Annotated in this window: 11 protein-coding genes; 3 read left to right on the top strand and 8 right to left on the bottom strand. The window is 71.7% G+C overall.

Annotated elements, in window-relative coordinates:
• Nucleotides 1–33 precede the first annotated feature (33 nt).
• A complete protein-coding gene (cpt, locus tag ACIQAC_RS32500) occupies nucleotides 34–555 on the top strand; it encodes a chloramphenicol phosphotransferase CPT (protein ID WP_402197582.1) in 522 nt (173 codons plus the stop codon).
• Nucleotides 556–631: 76 nt separating this feature from the next.
• Nucleotides 632–1,192 (top strand): DinB family protein, encoded by a 561-nt coding sequence (locus ACIQAC_RS32495; protein WP_402197429.1) that lies wholly within the window; start codon nucleotides 632–634, stop codon nucleotides 1,190–1,192.
• A 71-nt stretch (nucleotides 1,193–1,263) separates the two neighbouring features.
• On the opposite strand, the gene ACIQAC_RS32490 is transcribed toward ACIQAC_RS32495, so the two are convergent.
• From ACIQAC_RS32490 to ACIQAC_RS32470, 5 genes are all read right to left on the bottom strand, one after another.
• Nucleotides 1,264–2,541 carry an alpha/beta hydrolase gene (locus ACIQAC_RS32490; protein WP_402197426.1) on the bottom strand — a complete coding sequence of 426 codons (1,278 nt, stop codon included), beginning with the start codon at nucleotides 2,539–2,541 and terminating at the stop codon, nucleotides 1,264–1,266.
• Between the two features lie 150 nt (nucleotides 2,542–2,691).
• Complete coding sequence (locus ACIQAC_RS32485) at nucleotides 2,692–3,372, bottom strand: response regulator (protein WP_402197423.1); 681 nt, start codon at nucleotides 3,370–3,372, stop codon at nucleotides 2,692–2,694.
• Nucleotides 3,369–4,667: a sensor histidine kinase gene (locus ACIQAC_RS32480; RefSeq protein WP_402197420.1), complete on the bottom strand. Its 1,299-nt coding sequence runs from the start codon at nucleotides 4,665–4,667 to the stop codon at nucleotides 3,369–3,371. The genes ACIQAC_RS32485 and ACIQAC_RS32480 overlap by 4 nt, the downstream gene beginning before the upstream one ends.
• 174 nt (nucleotides 4,668–4,841) lie before the next feature.
• Complete coding sequence (locus tag ACIQAC_RS32475) at nucleotides 4,842–6,311, bottom strand: arabinose isomerase (RefSeq protein WP_402197417.1); 1,470 nt, start codon at nucleotides 6,309–6,311, stop codon at nucleotides 4,842–4,844.
• Between the two features lie 25 nt (nucleotides 6,312–6,336).
• A complete protein-coding gene (locus tag ACIQAC_RS32470; RefSeq protein ID WP_402197415.1) occupies nucleotides 6,337–7,662 on the bottom strand; it encodes an MFS transporter in 1,326 nt (441 codons plus the stop codon).
• A gap of 240 nt (nucleotides 7,663–7,902) precedes the next feature.
• On the opposite strand from ACIQAC_RS32470, the gene ACIQAC_RS32465 reads away from it, so the two are divergent.
• On the top strand, nucleotides 7,903–11,910 hold the full coding sequence (locus ACIQAC_RS32465) for a glycosyl hydrolase (RefSeq protein ID WP_402197412.1): 4,008 nt from the start codon (nucleotides 7,903–7,905) through the stop codon (nucleotides 11,908–11,910).
• Between the two features lie 18 nt (nucleotides 11,911–11,928).
• Here the strand turns inward: ACIQAC_RS32465 and ACIQAC_RS32460 are convergent, their stop codons facing one another.
• The 3 genes from ACIQAC_RS32460 to ACIQAC_RS32450 form a co-directional block, all read right to left on the bottom strand.
• Complete coding sequence (locus ACIQAC_RS32460; protein ID WP_402197409.1) at nucleotides 11,929–12,963, bottom strand: LacI family DNA-binding transcriptional regulator; 1,035 nt, start codon at nucleotides 12,961–12,963, stop codon at nucleotides 11,929–11,931.
• Nucleotides 12,964–13,157: 194 nt separating this feature from the next.
• On the bottom strand, nucleotides 13,158–14,618 hold the full coding sequence (locus tag ACIQAC_RS32455) for an aldehyde dehydrogenase family protein (RefSeq protein WP_402197407.1): 1,461 nt from the start codon (nucleotides 14,616–14,618) through the stop codon (nucleotides 13,158–13,160).
• On the bottom strand, nucleotides 14,602–16,272 hold the full coding sequence (locus ACIQAC_RS32450) for a thiamine pyrophosphate-dependent enzyme (RefSeq protein WP_402197404.1): 1,671 nt from the start codon (nucleotides 16,270–16,272) through the stop codon (nucleotides 14,602–14,604). The genes ACIQAC_RS32455 and ACIQAC_RS32450 overlap by 17 nt, the downstream gene beginning before the upstream one ends.
• Nucleotides 16,273–16,347 lie beyond the last annotated feature (75 nt).

Genomic DNA, 16,347 nt, shown 5'->3' with positions numbered 1-16,347 from the left:
GCCGCCGCCTAGGGTGGCGCCGTGACGGTTCGGATGATCATTCTCAACGGTGGTTCCAGCTCGGGTAAGTCGGGGATCGTGCGGTGCCTTCAGGCCGTGCTTCCGGATCCGTGGCTGGCGTTCGGATGCGACTCGTTCGTCGACGCGCTGCCCGCCGCGATGCAGGCCGGGCAGGAGGGCATCGACATCGCGGCGGACGGCACGGTGAGCGTCGGGGCGGGCTTCCGCGAGCTGGAGGCGGCCTGGACGGAGGGCATCGTGACGATGGCCCGCGCGGGGGCGCGGATCGTCGTCGACGACGTGTTCCTCGGCGGAACGGCGTCCCAGCAGCGATGGCAGCGCGCGCTCGGCGACCTGCCCGCGCTGTGGGTCGGTGTGCGCTGTGACAGTGCGGTCGCCGCGGGCCGTGAGATCGCGCGCGGGGACCGGATCGGCGGCATGGCGGCCGCACAGGCGGAGGCCGTGCACCGGGGTGTGGTCTACGACCTGGAGGTGGACACGACCCGCACCGAGTCACTGGAGTGCGCGCGGACGATCGCCGCCCGGATCGGGTGAGGGGCGACCGGGACCGGGACGCCGGCGGGCACTAAATCGTTTGCGTGGTGGGCGTTCACTCAGCATCGTGTGGACGATGAGCGACAAGCCCGAGCGATGGAGCCAGGCCAACGTCTACCCCGACATGTGGGTCGACCCCGACGCGGATCCCCGCAACAGTGACGGAGTCAGCCCGGACGGCGAGTTGGCGACCCTCCAGGACTTCCTGTCCGGATACCGGCTGACCCTCCGGATGAAGTGCGAGGGGCTGGACCCGGAACAGCTGGCACGCCGGTCTGTACCGCCGTCGACCATGTCCCTGCTGGGCCTGGTCCGCCATCTCGCCGAGGTGGAGCGGGACTGGCGCAACTGGGTGGTGACGGAGGACCCGGCTCCGAAGCTGTACGGCGCCCGCGACGGGGCCTTCGAGGGAGCCGTCGCCGACCGGGCGCTCGTCGAGTCCGCCTTCGCCGACCTGGTCCGCGAACAGTCCGCGACCGACGCCGTGTTGCTCGGATACGAGGACCTGGGTACACGCGTGGGCGAGGACGGCACCGCGATCCGTGAACTGTGGGTCCACCGGGTCGAGGAGTACGCCCGGCACTGCGGACACGCGGATCTGCTGCGGGAGTGCGTCGACGGGCGGGTGGGCCAGTAGCCCGGCGGCCCCACCCCGAAACCCCGGCGGCCCCACCCCGGTACCCGGTCCCGTCCCCGCGATCCACCTGCTCACGAAGTCCCGGCAGTGAGGAAGTCCAGCAGGATCTGGCGGCTGGCCTGGGAGCTCAGGCTGCCGTAGGCGTCGTCGAAGGCGTGTACGGCGAAGGGGAGTTCCTTGACCTTGGTGTCCACTCCCTCGGCGCGCAGCGCGTTGCCGAACCGCCTGACGTCGGTGGGTGTGGTGCCGCGGTCACGGTCGCCGACGACGAGCAGCGTGGGTTGCAGGCCGGGGCGGATGTCGGAGGTGGGTGAGACCTCGCGGTAGCGGTCCGGGTACTGCTCCGGGGTACCGCCGGTGAACAGTTCCGCCGCGTTGCGCGAGCCGTCTATGTTCCGCTCCCACATCTCGTTGACGTCGGTGCCGGGGTAGAAGCCGACGACGGACGCGGGAGCCTCGGGCGTGCGGCCGTTGATGGCCTCGATCGTGCCGTTCTGGAGCCGGTACGAGGTGTTCAGGGCCAGGACGCCGCCCGCGGACATGCCGCCCATCGAGATCCGGTCCGGGTCTATGCCGTACTCGTCGGCGTGGTCCTGCACCCAGCGCAGGGCGTCGACCAGGTCGTAGGGGGCCTTGTCCCAGGTGGCGCGCTCGGGGGTCGCCAGGCGGTAGTCGATGGCGAAGGCGGCGACATTGTGGTCGGCCAGCCAGCGGCCGGTGCCGCGCAGGTCGCTCTTGTCGAAGACGTGGAAGCCACCGGCGTGGGCCAGCACGATCGCCGGGACCTTGCCGCCGCCCCGCCCGGCGGCGTCGCCATCGTCGCGGGCGTCGGCGCCGTCGGGGAGATACGCGTCCACCTGCAACGCCTCGCCGTCATGTGTCGCGTACGTCTGTGTTGTGTCCGGCTTGGTGCCCGGGTACGCGATCTGCGTGAAGACCTCGCTGAACGAGACGTCGGTGCCCACCGCCTCCGCGTCGACGTACTGCACGCCGGCGATGACCAGTGCCCCGGCCAGCGAGAGCACCCCGGTCACGGTCACGGTCCTCCCCCACCGCACCAGGCCAAGGCGCCACGCGAGCAGGGCGAGTGCGCTGCCCATGACGGCGAACAGGGCCATGTGGAACGGGTACTGCCCGCCGAGCACCGGGCCGATCACACCCACTTTCGGGATGGCCGGGATGTATGACCCCAGCATGACCAGCGCGGTCAGGAGCACCACGAACGTGGCCAACAGAGCGGCGACACCGCCGAGAATCCTGCCGATCAGGCTCCGCCGAGGGGGCCCGGAGGTCGCCGGGACGGCGGTGGCGGCGGTCGTGGCGGCGGCGGTGAACGGGTGCGAGGACATGTATCTGCTCCAGGAACGCTTCCGACACGGGAGGCCGGGCTCGGACCCCCGTTAGATGCCGCAAGCGTCGCGTTCCGGCCCTGTCGTCAGCGTCCCCCGACGGAGCCAACTTCCACTCTGGCTCTCAGGGGTGACATGGCCTACCCGCCGTCACTCCGCTCTCGGCGCGGTGCCGGGAACGACCAGTCCGCTCTCGTACGCGTGGACCGCCGCCTGGGTACGGTCGCGCAGCTGGAGCTTCTGGAGGATGCGGCCCACGTGGGTCTTGACGGTCTCCTCGGCGAGGGTCAGCTCCCGGGCGATCTCCGCGTTGGACAGGCCCCAGGCCACATGGGTGAGGACCTCGGTCTCCCGCGGGGTGAGCACGTCGATGCGTACGCCGGTGGGCCGGCGGGGTGTGCTGCTGAGCCGGGAGAACTCCTCGATCAGGCGCTTGGTGAGATCGGGAGCGAGCAGTCCCTCGCCCCGGGCCACCACCCTCACCGCGTCGGCGAGTTGGACACCGGACGCGTCCTTGAGGAGGAAACCGCTGGCTCCGGCGCGCAGGGCCTCGTAGACGTACTCGTCGAGGTTGAACGTCGTCAGGACCAGGATTCTGGTCCGCGCGTCGGGGTCATTGGTGATGCGGCGCGTGGCCTCGATGCCGTCCATGCCGGGCATACGGATGTCCATGACGATGACGTCCGGCCGCAGTTCGGCGGCCAGGCTCACGGCGTCCGCGCCGTCCTCGGCCGTGGCGACGACGTCGATGTCGGGATGGGCCCCGAGCAGGACCGAGAAGGCCTCCCTGACCATGGCCTGGTCGTCGGCGATCAGCACACGGATGGTCACTGGGCGGTGTCCTTGTCGAGGCTCGGGGCGGGTAGCGGAGTGCCGGTGGGAGTAGTGGTGGGGGCCGGGGCGGGCAGCAGGGCGGTGACCTCGTAGCCCCCGTCGGGAGTGGAGCCCACGGCCAGTTCGCCGCCCAGCATCGCAGTACGTTCCCGCATGCCCGTCAGGCCGTGGCCCGCGCCGGGTGAGGCGGGCGCCCGGTGTGTCGGGGGCGAGTTGGTGACCCGTACGCGCAACGCTTCGCGCGTGTAGGTGATTTCGACGTTCGCCCCGGCTCCGGGGGCATGTCTCAGGACGTTGCTGAGGGCCTCCTGGACGATCCGGTACGCCGACAGGTCCACACCCGGGGGCAGGGAGCGCGGCGCACCCTCCGTCCGCGTGGTGACGTCCAGATCTGCCGCGCGGACGTTGGCGAGCAGGGCGTCGAGCTGGGCCAGTGAGGGCTGTGGTGCGACGGAGTCCGGGTCGGGGCCGGACATGTCGGCCCGCAGCAGGTTCAGCAGGCGTCTCAACTCCGTGAGGCCCTCCTGGGCGTTGGCGCGGATCGACGCCAACTCGGTGACCAGCTCGCGGGGTGGGTCCGGCACCCGGTACGGGGCGGCGTCCGCCTGGATCGAGATCACCGACATGTGGTGGGCGACCACATCGTGCAGCTCGCGCGCGATCCGGGCCCGTTCCTCCAGCACGGTCCGCAGGGCGCGCTCGTGTGCCGTGGCCGCGATCTGCTCGGTGAGGCGTCGTCGGTCCTCGCGGCGGCCCTGCGCGGTGGCACCGACCAGTGTCGCCAGCGCGTGCAGCGTGACGCCACCGGCGACCAACGACCAGCTGCCCACAGCGGTGTGGGCCAGCTTCAGTGCGCAGCCGACCAGGGAGCTCAACACCGCGGCCGTCATAGCCGCAGACGGCCGGACGCGCAGGGCCAGCAGGAACAGCACCGAAGCCTGCACCATCCAGACCCAGATCTCGTTGCTGGGAGAGGGCGGGTGGCCCAGCACGATGCCGACGGTCGCCGCCGTCGACAGCCACCATGCCGCCACCGGCCAACGGAGCGCGACCAGCAACGTGGCCGCATGCCCGGAGGCGAGCGCCCTCGCGGTGGCATCCGCACCCGTGAGGGAGAACGCCACCGCGACCGCCGTGACCAGAACGTGCGGGAGTGCGCGCAGTTGGCGGGGCCAGGTCAGGGGCGGGAGGGGCTGGGGCCGTAGCGAGAACAGCTCGGAGCGCACCGTACGGACCACGGCGGGGTTCGCCGTCGCGGCGGCGGGCTCGGGCTTCTTGCCATTGTGTGGCATCCGGGGCCTTGCGTGAGAGGGAGTGACAGGTCGGGACCAGCGTAAAGACGCCGTGTCGCGCTCCGCGTCACCCTGTGGAGCTCACCGGGTGCGTAGCTCTCAGGAGGGACGGTATGACGGCAGGAGGCCGGGCCGGGACGCCGGGTCCGCCGGCGGACGGCACCGGGATGCCGCTCACACCTCCCGGTGGTCCACCCCCAGCAGGCTCGCTGCCGCTCTGAAGTCCCCCGCGTGCCGGCCGACGGACAGGGACCAGTGGTGGCCGACGCCCGTCGCGCTCCACGCGTCGACCCACTCTCCCGGGTCGCGGCCGAAGTCGACGCGGCTCGTGGTGTTGCCGATCTCCAGCAGCGGGCCGGGGACCACCGTGCCCTCGGAGGTGATGAAGGACAGCGTGCCGTCGGCGTCCTGGCCGAGGCCCAGCAGGGTCACGGGACCGGGGCGGACGTCGAACTCCACGCTGACGCCCCAGCCGCGTTTGCCGTGGTAGACACCGAGTCCGCGCAGCAGGGGGTCGCGGGCGCTCACGGCGAGATGGCCGGGGCCGTCGTGGCCCATCTCCACCACGCCGTCCTCGAAGTTGAGCGCCTGGATCTCGGTGAAGGAGCCGCCTGCGCCCACGCACTGGCAGGCCAGTTGCGCCACGCTGGTGCGCAACTCGTACTCCCCCGCGGCGGGTACGCCCCGCGCGGTGAGCAGGGACGCGCCGAGGATCATGCCGGCGGCGAGCCGTTCGTGGAGTTCGCCGTTCAGACCCCGGTGGTAGTAGGCGAGGGTGTCGAGCCCGAAGTCCGTGGTCAGCCGGTCGAGGGCGACGGACACTTTCGCGCCCCAGGCGACGTCCTCCCGCACCACGCTGGAGTCCAGGGTGAAGATCCGCCGGACCAGCTCCAGCCGTTCCCGGCTCTCGTCGTCCGTCACCTGTTCGACGCGGTGGCGCAGGTCGTCGTACTCCAGGACCTCGACGTGCGAACCGAACGTCGTGGGCAGCAGGGTCAAGTCGGTCGAGACGTCGAGCATGCCGGGGTAGAGGTGGCCCATCAGACCGTGGCGCGCGTGGCGGAGTGCCGCGCGGACACGGGCCGCGCGGATCCACTGTTCGATACGCCGCCACGCCGACTCCTGGCGCAACCAGCCCGACACGGAACGGAAGGGGATACCCGCGCGGCGGAACACATTGCCGACCTCCGGGACCGGGCACTGTCCGCAGTAGGCGAGCCAGGCTCCGGTGTCGAAGGCCGCGTGGTCCATCCGTTCCGACGGCTGGAGGTCGATGACCAGCACCGGGGCGTGGGAGCGCTGTGCGATGGGCAGCACCATCGACGACGTCAGGTAGGTCGTCAGGAACAGGACGATCAGGTCGCAGTCGACCTGCCGGAGCCGTTCGGCCGCCTTCGCTCCCTCCTCGGCGTCGGAGATGAACCCGACGTCCGTCACGTCCGCGTCGAGTTGCCGGAAGCGGTCGGCCACGTAGGCCGCGGACTCCTTCAGCTGGGGCAGGAGTCCGGGGAACTGCGGCCAGTAGGTGCCCAGGCCACCGGCGACGAGTCCGATCCTCGTACGCCGCCTGGTGACCGGGGGCAGGAGTTCGTGGAGGTGGGTGGAATGGGGGGCCTGGGCGGGTTCGGACTCGCTGATGGCCATGCTCGGCGCTCCTTGTGACGACGGTTCAGGTCCGGGCGGCGTCGACGTCCTGGTGCGCGGCGACCACGGCCGGGGCGCGGGGCACCAGCACGCGGATGACGAACGCGCCGGCGAACGCCGCCAGGGCCATGCAGACCGTGATCGACCAGAGCAGGACGGCCGCGCTGCGGTCGGCCAGCGCGGGGGTGAAGAACGCCACGACGGCGAAGACACCCCGCGACAGGGCGTAGGTCAGCCCCTGTGTGGTGGCGCGTGTGTCGGCCGGGAGGGTCAGTTGTGACCAGACCTTGTAGTTGGCCTCTCCCGCGAAGGGGTTGGACAGCTGGTAGAGAACGAAGAAGACCAGCATGCCGACGAGGGCGCCCGCGGTGAGGGACGCGACGACGAACGCCAGCACCTGCACCAACGCGGCCACGTAGAACAGCCGGTCCCGCCACGGGCTGTCGGCGACCCGCACGAAGGCGACGGTCAGCAGCACTCCGACCGGGATGAAGGCCAGGTTGATCCCGGTCGCCAGGCTCTGTGAGGCATCGCTGACGGTGACCAGGAGGTAGGTGCCGAACTGGCCGAAGGTGTTGGCCCCGAGGCCCCAGGTGACGTAGAAGACGAAGGTCGCCGTCATCGGGAGCATCGCGGCCCGCGTCCAGAGGTTCTTCAGTGCGACACCGCGCGGGACGCCTGCCGCTCGTACCGAGTCCTCCGGCTCCGTGTGGTCGGGCAGTTTCAGCCGGGCCCGCAGAAGCCAGGTGACCAGGGCGGCGACGGCCAGCTGGCCGGTGATCAGCCGGGCACCGAGCATGCCGGTGGTCGACAGGACAAAGCCGAGGAAGATCGCGACGGCGATGCCGAGCATCCACATCACCTGCGTGAACGCGACGAGTCTGCCGCGCGCCCACGCGGGTGCCGCGTCCGAGACCACCGCCAGCGACGTCGGCAGATCGGCGCCTGCCGCCAGACCGGCGATCAGCACGCCCGCCAGCAGGACGAACTCGTTCGGTGCGAGCGTGATGATCACGGCGCCGAGGGCGAAGCCGAGGATGTCCAGGTTGTAGAGGCGGCGACGGCCGAACCGGTCGGCGAGCCGGCCGCCGACCAGGGATCCGACGGCGATACAGCCGGTGACGATCGCGCTGATCGCGCCCGCCATCCACACGCCCATGTCGTAACTGTCGCGGTAGATCGCGAGGTTGACGGAGATGCTGACGATGAGTCCGGCGTCGAGGTAGGAGGCCATGCCGGACAGGGCGGCGGCCTTCCAGAGGTGTCTGGGGATGGGCCGCTCGGTGGGCGGCTCGGGAGCGGTGGGGTCCGGGGACGTGGGTTCCGGGGAGGTGGGGGCAGGGGCCATCATGCGACTCCGTCGTCTCGTGACATCGCGACTCCGGGGGCCAGGTGCAGTGAATATAGGGGGCGAAAAACGTTTCAACAAGGTGTCCCGCGCGGGTACCTGGCGCACTGTCAGCCAGATGCTCCGCCGTCCGGGGCATGGAATCGGGAACGCAGGTCGCCTACCGTGGTGACGCCGTAAAAACGATTTAGGTCCTGGATCGACCCGTGCGACGGCCCCACCCCCGCCCGGAAGGACGTAGGCGTGATCTCTCCCGCTCTTCAGCAGCTCTTCGAGAACCCGCCGCGGGACTTCGGTCCCACTCCCCTGTGGTGGTGGTCGGGCGCGCGGGTCACCCGGGAGCGCATCGCATGGCAGATGCGCCGGTTCGTGGAAGGCGGGGTCCACAACCTCGTGGTGATCAACCTGGCGCCGTCCGGGCCGACCTTCGGCGCCCCGGCCGACGAGCCCGCGTGGTTCGGCGAAGAGTGGTGGGCCCGGTTCACCGACGCCTGCGAGATCGCGTCGGAACTCGGTGTGCGCCTGTGGTTCTACGACCAGATCGGCTTCTCCGGCGCCAATGTCCAGGGCGCTGTCACCCGGCGCCACCCGGACGCCGCCGGTCTTGCCCTGCGTCACCGCCGGGCAACGGTCACGGACGGCGCGGTGGCCCTGCGGGACTCCGAGTCCCTGGTGGGCGCGTACGACGCGGAGGGGCGCCGGCTGACGGTGACGGGCGGCGCGCGGATCGCCACCGAGGACGGCACCGAAGTCCAGCTCGTCACCGCCGTACCCACGGCCTTCGACTACCTGGACCCGACCGCCGCCGGCCGGCTCCTGGACGTGATTCACCGGGAGTACGAGCGTCGGGTGCCCGCGTATCTGGGCAATGTCCTCGCGGGCAGCTTCCAGGACGAGCTGCCGGGGACGAACTCGTGGAGCCGCCGCTTCGCCGAGCAGTTCCGCGCCCGCCGAGGCTACGACCTGCTCGAACACCTGCCCGCACTGTTCACCACGGGGCGTGTCGAGCCGGAGAGCGGAGCAGAAGTCGCCGCCGAGAGGATCCGGGGCGACTACTACGCCGTCCGCGCCGAGCTCACCGAAGAGGCGCTCTTCCGGCCGCTCGCGGCCTGGCACGAGCGGCACGGCATGCTGGTCGGCGCCGACCAGAGCCACCCGGCCCGCGCGGGCTTCCCCGCCCAGTCGACGCAGATCTACACGGACTACTTCCGCACCCATCGCTGGTACGGCGCCGTCGGCAGCGATCATCACGGTGATGCCAAGGTCCACTCGTCGATGGCGCATCTCTACGGCCACGAGCGCGTCTGGATCGAGGCGTTCCACTCGTCGGGCTGGGGCGGCACCCTGGAGGACACCTACGACTGGCTGCTGCCGTTCCTGCGCAGTGGCGCCAACCTGTACAACCCGCACGCCAGTTACTTCGGCACGGCGGCCGGCTGGTTCGAGTGGGCGCCGCCCTCCACCGACTGGCGTCAGCCCTACTGGCGGCAGTACCCCGCCTTCTCGCGTGCCGTGGCCCGGATCTGCTCGATCATGTCCTGGGGTGGTTACGCGGCCGACGTGGCGGTCCTGCACCCCACCGCCACCATGCAGTCCCTCATTCCGCTGGACGCGCCCGTCCACCACTTCGGCAGCGGCCGGCTCGGCGCCGGATTCGCCGAGGTCGACGAGACACAGCGCGACTATCTCGACCTGTGCGGCACCAACAACTGGCTCTGTCCCAGGGCCGGTTCGCTCGACCGACACCGCGTCTCCTTCGACGTCATCGACGACGACTCCGTGCAACGCGCCAAGGCCACGGACGGGGCGCTGCGCGTCAGGGACATGGCGTACCGCGCGGTGCTGCTGCCTTCGGCGGGCGTCCTGGAGGAGGGGACGGCACGCCGGCTCACCGAACTGCTCGACGCCGGCGGCCGGGTGATCGTTGTGGGGCGCCCTCCCGCCACGGCCGCCGGACGGTCCGGCGACGACGGTGTGGTGGCCGCGCTGCTGACGCATCCGCGGCTGGAGCGAGTGCGCGACGCGGAGGCGGGTGCGGTGGCCGTCGCCGACTCGGCCGGGTACGCGTGGGGCGAAGTGCCTTTGCTGGTAAGGAAGTCGGGGTCCGAGGCGGTCGCCCTGGTGACCGGCGCGTTCCCCGACACCGGCGTGCCCGAGCCGCCCACCGCCGGTCCTCCTCGACCGCGCGCGGACTACACTGCCGATCCCTCGCGCTATGCCGACATGTCCTCGGTCACCGTCCGCGCGCCGGTGGCCGAGGCCGAGATCTGGAACCCGGCCACCGGCACCCGCGTTCCCGCGCAGGTCACGGCGACGGGCACCGGCCGCTCCGTCATCGCCGTGCCGTTGGACGGGGCGCCGGCGGTCCTCGTCGCTTGGCGAGAAGGGACGCCGCCAGAGCCGGCGCCAGGGTCCTCGTCGGATCCAACTCCCTTGCGGGCAGAGACCGTTGATCTCTCGACCGGTTGGCAGGGGCGGCTGGTCCCCACGCTCGACAACACCTGGGGCGACTTGGCGCTGCCCGCCGGCGTGTCCGTCGACGAGCCGCAGATCTGGGACATGGGGTGGAGCGAGTCCGAGGGTGCGGACGTCGAATGGCGGCCCGCCCGGGCGACCTACGGCATGCGTGTCCGGGTCCTGCCGCCGGTGCCCCGCGACGAGGCGCCGGAGCCGCTGGACGCCGCGCGGGTCGAACGGATCCTGGCCGGGGAGGAGCCGCTGGCCGCGGGCTGGGAGTGCGCGGAGTACTCGGCCGGCCGGGGCACGCCGGATCCCGGTGGGCTGCTCGGCAACAAGGGTCTGGTGCCTGAGGAGTTCGTACGGGTTCCGGTGCCGGATGGTGGGCGCGTGGCCCGGGTCCGTGCCGTCGTCGAGGCCTCCAGACTCGGCGCCGCCGACCTGCACGTCGGTGCCGAGGCGGTCAAGCGTGTGTGGTGGAACGGCGAACGTCTCGACACCGGCATGTCCGGTTACCTGGCCACGGTACGGGTCTCCGTCGTCCGCCCCCGCAACGTCCTCGAATACGAGCTCTCCGATGCCGGGAGCCGCCCGTCGACCATCTCCGCGGCCGCCGACACGCCGCTCGGCAGCTTCTTCTGTCTTTCGGCGCCGGACGGATTCGGGCCGCGTCCGCAGTTCATGCGGGTGCCCGACGGAGTGCGGCCACAGGGCCGGGTGACCTATCGGGCGGGGCTGCGGATCCCGGCGGACGGTGGTGCGGAGGCGGTGCTCGTGGTGGGTGCGGCGACCGCCGTGACCGTACTGCTGGACGGTTCCGTCGTCGCTCGGCAGGAGAAGGTCGAGTACTACGAGTCCGACTGGGGTGCGGTGCCGATGTTCTTCCGGCACGAGCTGACGCTCGGGGCGGGCGCACACACGCTGGAGGTCGTGGCCGATGACGCCGACGCGCGGGACGGGGTGTTCGTCGACCTGGTGGCGCGGTCGGAGTCCGGGGTGAGCGCGTTGGTCAGCGGTGCCGGGTGGGAGGTCGGGACGGGGAGCTGGAGCGGGCGTACGGTCGAGGACGGCGCGCGCCGGGGCGAGTTGCAGCACTGCCGTGCCGCGGTGCGACCGCATCCGTTGCCGGACGCCGAGTGGCTCGCCGGCCCTCCGGCGCTCGGCGGTGACGTGTGGCCCGTGCGGGTCACGGACGAGGTGACGGAGGCGGCTCAGCGGTTCCGGTTCACGGTCCCGGCGGGGACGGTCGGGCTCGATCTGCCCCTGGGGCTGCCTGCTCGTGTGCGGGTCGGCGACGGTGTGGAGCAGGTCCTGGACGGTACGGCGCTCGCGCTGCCCGAGCCACTGGCGGAACCGGCGGAGGTGCAGGTGGTCACCGCACCCACGGCCGTGCTGCGGGGTGGCTCCGCGTGGCGCGGCCCGGTGCGGGTGCGGACCGTGCCGGCGCCGGTCGCCCTGGGTGACTGGAGGTCGCTGGGGCTGGGCAGTTGGAGCGGGGGTGTGACGTATACGCGGGAGCTGCGCCTGCCCGTCGGTGCGGACCCTGTGCTGGATCTCGGGCGGGTGCGGGGCAGTGTCGAGGTGGTGCTGGACGGGGAGCGGGTCGGAGAGGCGTTCTGCGCGCCCTACCGCTTCCCTCTGCGGGGCGGCGCGGGCCGGACCGTCCGTGCCGAGGTGACCGTGCACAACACGCTGGCCCCGTATCTCGCAGCCGCGACCCCGACGGCGTGGGCGTTTCCTTCGCAGCTCGGGTCAGGGTTGATGGGGCCTGTGACGTTGCGGTTCACCGGTTGAGTGGTGCGGCGGACGAGGTCAGCTCCCGCTCACGGAACTGTCGGCCACGGACCGCGTCGATTCCCGGTGGATCAGGTCGGGCGCGAACACCCTTGTCTCGTGGACGTGTTCGGCGCGCGCCTCGACCTCGTCGAGCAGCATCTCCACGGCCGCGCGGCCGAGTTCCTCGACGGGTTGCCGGACCGTCGTGAGCGGGGTGCCGACGAAGCTGGCGATGTCGAGATCGCCGTAGCCCACGACCTGTACGTCTTCGGGGATGCGTGCGCCGCGCTCGGTCAGGCCGCGGCACAGGCCGGCGGCGAGGAAGTCGTTGGTGCAGAACACACCGTCCGGCAGGGTCGCCAGCTGTTCGGCGATCTTCATGCCGTACGCGACCGTCATCTCGGGGACGCTGACCTGGTCGAGCCGGGCCTCGCGGCAGCTGCGTACGGCCTGGCGGGCGCCCTGGTGGCGGTCGGTGCACTGGCGGATGCCGCGTTCGCCGTTGACGACGAGGAGGTCACGGGCCCCTCGGTCCAGGAGGTGCTGTACGGCGGCCCGGCCGCCGGCGACATCGTCCACGGAGACCGAACAGCCGTCCCGGTCGGGCATCGCGCGGTCGGCCAGGACCAGCGGGATGCCCCGCTCGCGCAGCCGCGTCAGGCGACCGGGATCGGCGCTGAGCGGGACGACCACCACCCCGACGGCGCGTTGCTCGACCAGCATCGTGAAGTAGCCCTGCTCGCGCTCGGGGGCGTCGCCGCTGTGGCACAGGGTGAGGGAGTAGCCGTGGTCGTAGGCGGCGTCGGCGGCACCGCGGGCGATGCGCGAGTAGAAGGAGTTGGTCACGTCGGGCAGGACAAGGCCGATCGCCGAGGAGTGACCGGTACGCAGGCCCGCCGCTCCGGGGTGGGGCACGTAGTCGAGGGCGGCCACCGCCTCGCGTACCCGCTCGGCCGTGCGTGCGTTGACGCGCTCGGGCCGGTTGAGGACGTTGGACACGGTCGACACGGAGACGCCGGCCGCGGCGGCGACGTCCTGGATGCGGGCGGGGCGGACCGGAATGGCGTCCACCCCCCTCGCTGTGGCGGCCGTTGGATCGGGCATGACCGTAAGTCCGTTGAGAGAAGCAACTATATCGTGATCGTACGTAAAACGATTCGCGTGGTGGGTACGGTCACGAGGGATTCCACAACGGACAGCGGGATTCCACGACGGATGGCGGGAATTCAGAACGGACAGTGGGGCTTCAGAACGGGCGGTGGGGCTCAGAACGGATAGTGGGCCTGCTGGGTGGCCACCGTCACCCACCGTGTGTTGGAGAACGCCTCGATCCCCCACCGTCCGCCGAAGCGGCCGTACCCGGAGGCCTTGACTCCGCCGAAGGGGGCCTGTGGCTCGTCGACGACGGACTGGTCGTTGATGTGGACGATGCCGGTGCGGATCCGGCTCGCCACGGTCAGGCCGTGTGTGGCGTTCTCGGTGATGATGCCGCAGGTCAGCCCGTTGTCACTGTCGTTGGCGAGGGCGACGGCGGTGTTGTCGTCGGTGAAGGTCTCGATGACGCAGACCGGGCCGAAGATCTCCGTGTGGTAGATCGCGGCGTCCTTCGGGACGTCGGTGAGCACGGTGGCCGGGTGGACGGCACCGTCGGGTGCGCCACCGCCCACGACCACCCCGGCGCCCTTGGCCACGGCGTCCTCCACCAGGCCCGCCACGCGCGCGGCGGCACCGGTGCTGACCAGCGGTCCGACGACGGTACGGGGATCACCGGGGTCACCGGCCTGCAATGCGGCGGCCTTGGCGGCGAACTTGCGGGTGAACTCCTCGGCCAGCGAGGTGTGGACAAGGATGCGGTCGCCGGACATGCAGATCTGCCCCGCGTTCATGAACACACTGAAGGCCACCGCGTCGACGGCGTAGTCGACGTCCGCGTCGTCGAGCACCAGGACCGCGTTCTTGCCGCCCAACTCCAGTACGGCGGGCTTGATATGACGGGCCGACAGCTCGCCGATACGGCGGCCCACGGCGGTGGAGCCGGTGAAGTTCACGGCCCGTACCCGCTCGTCGGCGATCAGCGCCTCGGCCACTTCGGCGGCGTCCTCACGGGCGTTGGTCACCACGTTCAGGACACCGTCCGGCAGCCCGGCCTCGCGCAGTACGTCGGCGATGAGGTGGCCGCAGGCGATGGGCGCGTCCTCGCTCGGCTTGACCACCACCGTGTTGCCCGCGGCGAGCGGTGCCGCGACGGCCCGCACACCGAGGATGACCGGGGCGTTCCACGGCGCGAACGCGCCCACGACGCCCAGTGGCTCGCGCAACGCCAGGCCCAGGGCGCCCTGTTCCTGCGCGCTCAGTACCTCGCCGCGCGGGGCGGTCACGGCGGCGCCTGCCTCCCGCAGGATGTTCGCGGCGAGTCCGACGTTGAAGTAGGCCCACGGGGTGGTCCCGCCCGCCTCGTGGGCCATCAGCTCGGCGACCTGCTCGGCACGTGCGTCCAGCAGGTCGGCGGCCTTCAGGAAGATGGCGCGGCGTGCGAAGGGGGCGAGGGCCGCCCACGCGGGGAACGCGGCGTCGGCGGCGTCCACCGCGCGCCGCACGTCCTGCGGACCGGCGGCGGCCACCGTCGCGTACACCTCCCCGGTGAAGGGGTTGATGTCCTCGGTGGTGCGGCCGGAGGCGGCGGGCACGTCCTTGCCGCCGATGAAGAGCTCACGGGTGATGGTCATGGCTGGGGTTCGCTTCCTTGTGCGGCACGGAGGGCTGAGGGGTGGCGGCTTCGAGGTGCGGTCGGTCGGGTCGCACGGCCACTTCGAGGAGCAGGGGTTCGGTGCGGTGCTCCAGGGCCGGCAGGAGGGTGTCGAACTCGGTGAGGAGTGTGTCCCAGTCGGTGACCCGGCGGGCCGCACAGCCGAGCGAGCGGGCCATTCCGCTCACGCTGACCTCGTCGAACGCGGGCCAGGCCGGTTTGCCGCCGTGGCGGTCGGCGAGCTGGTCCATCACGGCGTAGCGGCCGTTGGCCATGACGACGAAGAGCGCGCCGACGCCGTAGTGGACGGCGGTCCACAGGGCCTGGATCTGGTAGAGCGACGATCCGTCGCCGAGCACGGCGATCACCGGGCGATGTGGGGCGGCCATCCGGACGCCGATCGCGGCGGGCAGCGCGAAGCCCAGGCCGCCCATGGCCGCGCTGAGGAAGCCGAGGGGCTGCCGGGCCGGTACGAGCGCGTGCAGGTCGGGGCGGCTGGACGGGGTCTCCTCGACGAGGACGGTGTGGGGCGGCAGCCGTTCGGCCAGTGCCGCGAGGACCTGCGCGGCGCGCAGTTGCTCACCCTGGTGCGGTGACCGGGGAGCCGGTGGGCCGACCCGGGGCCGGGGTGCCGCCGTGTCGGTGGGACGGAGGTGCACGGCCGCGGCGAGCTGGCGGCAGAAGTCAGGCAGGGGCGCGACGACGGCGAGGTCCGCGGGGGCGCGCTGGGCCTCGGCGGGATCGTCCGTGACGATCGCCAGGCGGGTTCCGGCGCCGACGAGGGCGCCGTCGTCGTAGAGGTTCTGGCGCAGCACCGGCGCGCCCACGGCGACGACCAGGTCGTACGGGGCGAGTACGGCGCGCAGCCGTCCGCGCTCCGGGGGAAGGTGCCCGGCGAACAGCGGATGGTCCTGCGGGAAACCGGCGCGGGCTCCGAACGCCTCCTGCCACACGGGGCACCCCAGCCGTTCGGCCAGCGCGGTGAGCGCCTGCCAGGTCCTGGGATCATCGGCGCCGGCTCCGACTACGAGGGCCGGGGCGGTGGCCGTGTTCAGGAGCTCGGCCGTCTCCCCCACACAGCCGGCGTCGGCGCCGGTCGCCTGGAGCAGGCGTACGGGGGCGGGTACGGGCAGGTCGTCGGCCGGCCGGGTCCAGTCGTCCATCGGTACGACCACCAGTGCCGGGCCGCGCCCGATGCGCGCCGCGTGGACCGCGCGGCCGATGGCGCCGGGGACGTCCTGGGCGCGCGCCGGGGTTTCCACCCGTACCGGATAGTCGCCGCACAGGCCCTCCAGTCGTCCGGCGAGGAAGGGTTCGTGGGCGAGGTGTCTGCGGTCCTGCTGGCCGACCAGCACCACCATGGGAGCCCGGTTCTCGCGGGCGGTGGCCAGGGCGCCCACGGCGTTGCCGAGACCGGCCGTGGTGTGCAGCAGGACCAGGGCGAGTTCCTGGCGTGCGAGGGCCCAGCCGGTGGCGGCACCGACCACGGACCCCTCGTGCAGGGCGAGGACGAAGTGCAGGTCGTCGGGCAGGTCCGCGAGCAACGCCACCTCGGTGGAGCCGGGGTTGGCGAACAGGGTGGTCAGGCCGTGCAGGCGCAGGATGTCGAAGGCGGCGTCTCGCACAGTGCGCATGGTGTTTCCTTCGGTGACTCCGGTGTCGTGGCGACGTGTCGCTGGTGTCCTTGCGATGTGCCGCCGCGACGTGTG

This window comes from Streptomyces sp. NPDC088387, assembly GCF_044753385.1.
In the GTDB taxonomy this organism is placed as follows: Bacteria; Actinomycetota; Actinomycetes; order Streptomycetales; family Streptomycetaceae; genus Streptomyces.
The sequence above is the reverse complement of the archived record's forward strand: the minus strand, read 5'-3'. Positions and strand labels throughout refer to the sequence as shown.

Bases quoted from the DNA above. Each gene is read 5' to 3' on its own strand.
- cpt (WP_402197582.1), top strand. From the start codon at position 34: ATGATCATTCTCAACGGTGGTTCCAGCTCGGGTAAGTCGGGGATCGTG.
- ACIQAC_RS32495 (WP_402197429.1), top strand. From the start codon at position 632: ATGAGCGACAAGCCCGAGCGATGGAGCCAGGCCAACGTCTACCCCGAC.
- ACIQAC_RS32490 (WP_402197426.1), bottom strand. From the start codon at position 2,541: ATGTCCTCGCACCCGTTCACCGCCGCCGCCACGACCGCCGCCACCGCC.
- ACIQAC_RS32480 (WP_402197420.1), bottom strand. From the start codon at position 4,667: ATGCCACACAATGGCAAGAAGCCCGAGCCCGCCGCCGCGACGGCGAAC.
- ACIQAC_RS32475 (WP_402197417.1), bottom strand. From the start codon at position 6,311: ATGGCCATCAGCGAGTCCGAACCCGCCCAGGCCCCCCATTCCACCCAC.
- ACIQAC_RS32470 (WP_402197415.1), bottom strand. From the start codon at position 7,662: ATGATGGCCCCTGCCCCCACCTCCCCGGAACCCACGTCCCCGGACCCC.
- ACIQAC_RS32455 (WP_402197407.1), bottom strand. From the start codon at position 14,618: ATGACCATCACCCGTGAGCTCTTCATCGGCGGCAAGGACGTGCCCGCC.
- ACIQAC_RS32450 (WP_402197404.1), bottom strand. From the start codon at position 16,272: ATGCGCACTGTGCGAGACGCCGCCTTCGACATCCTGCGCCTGCACGGC.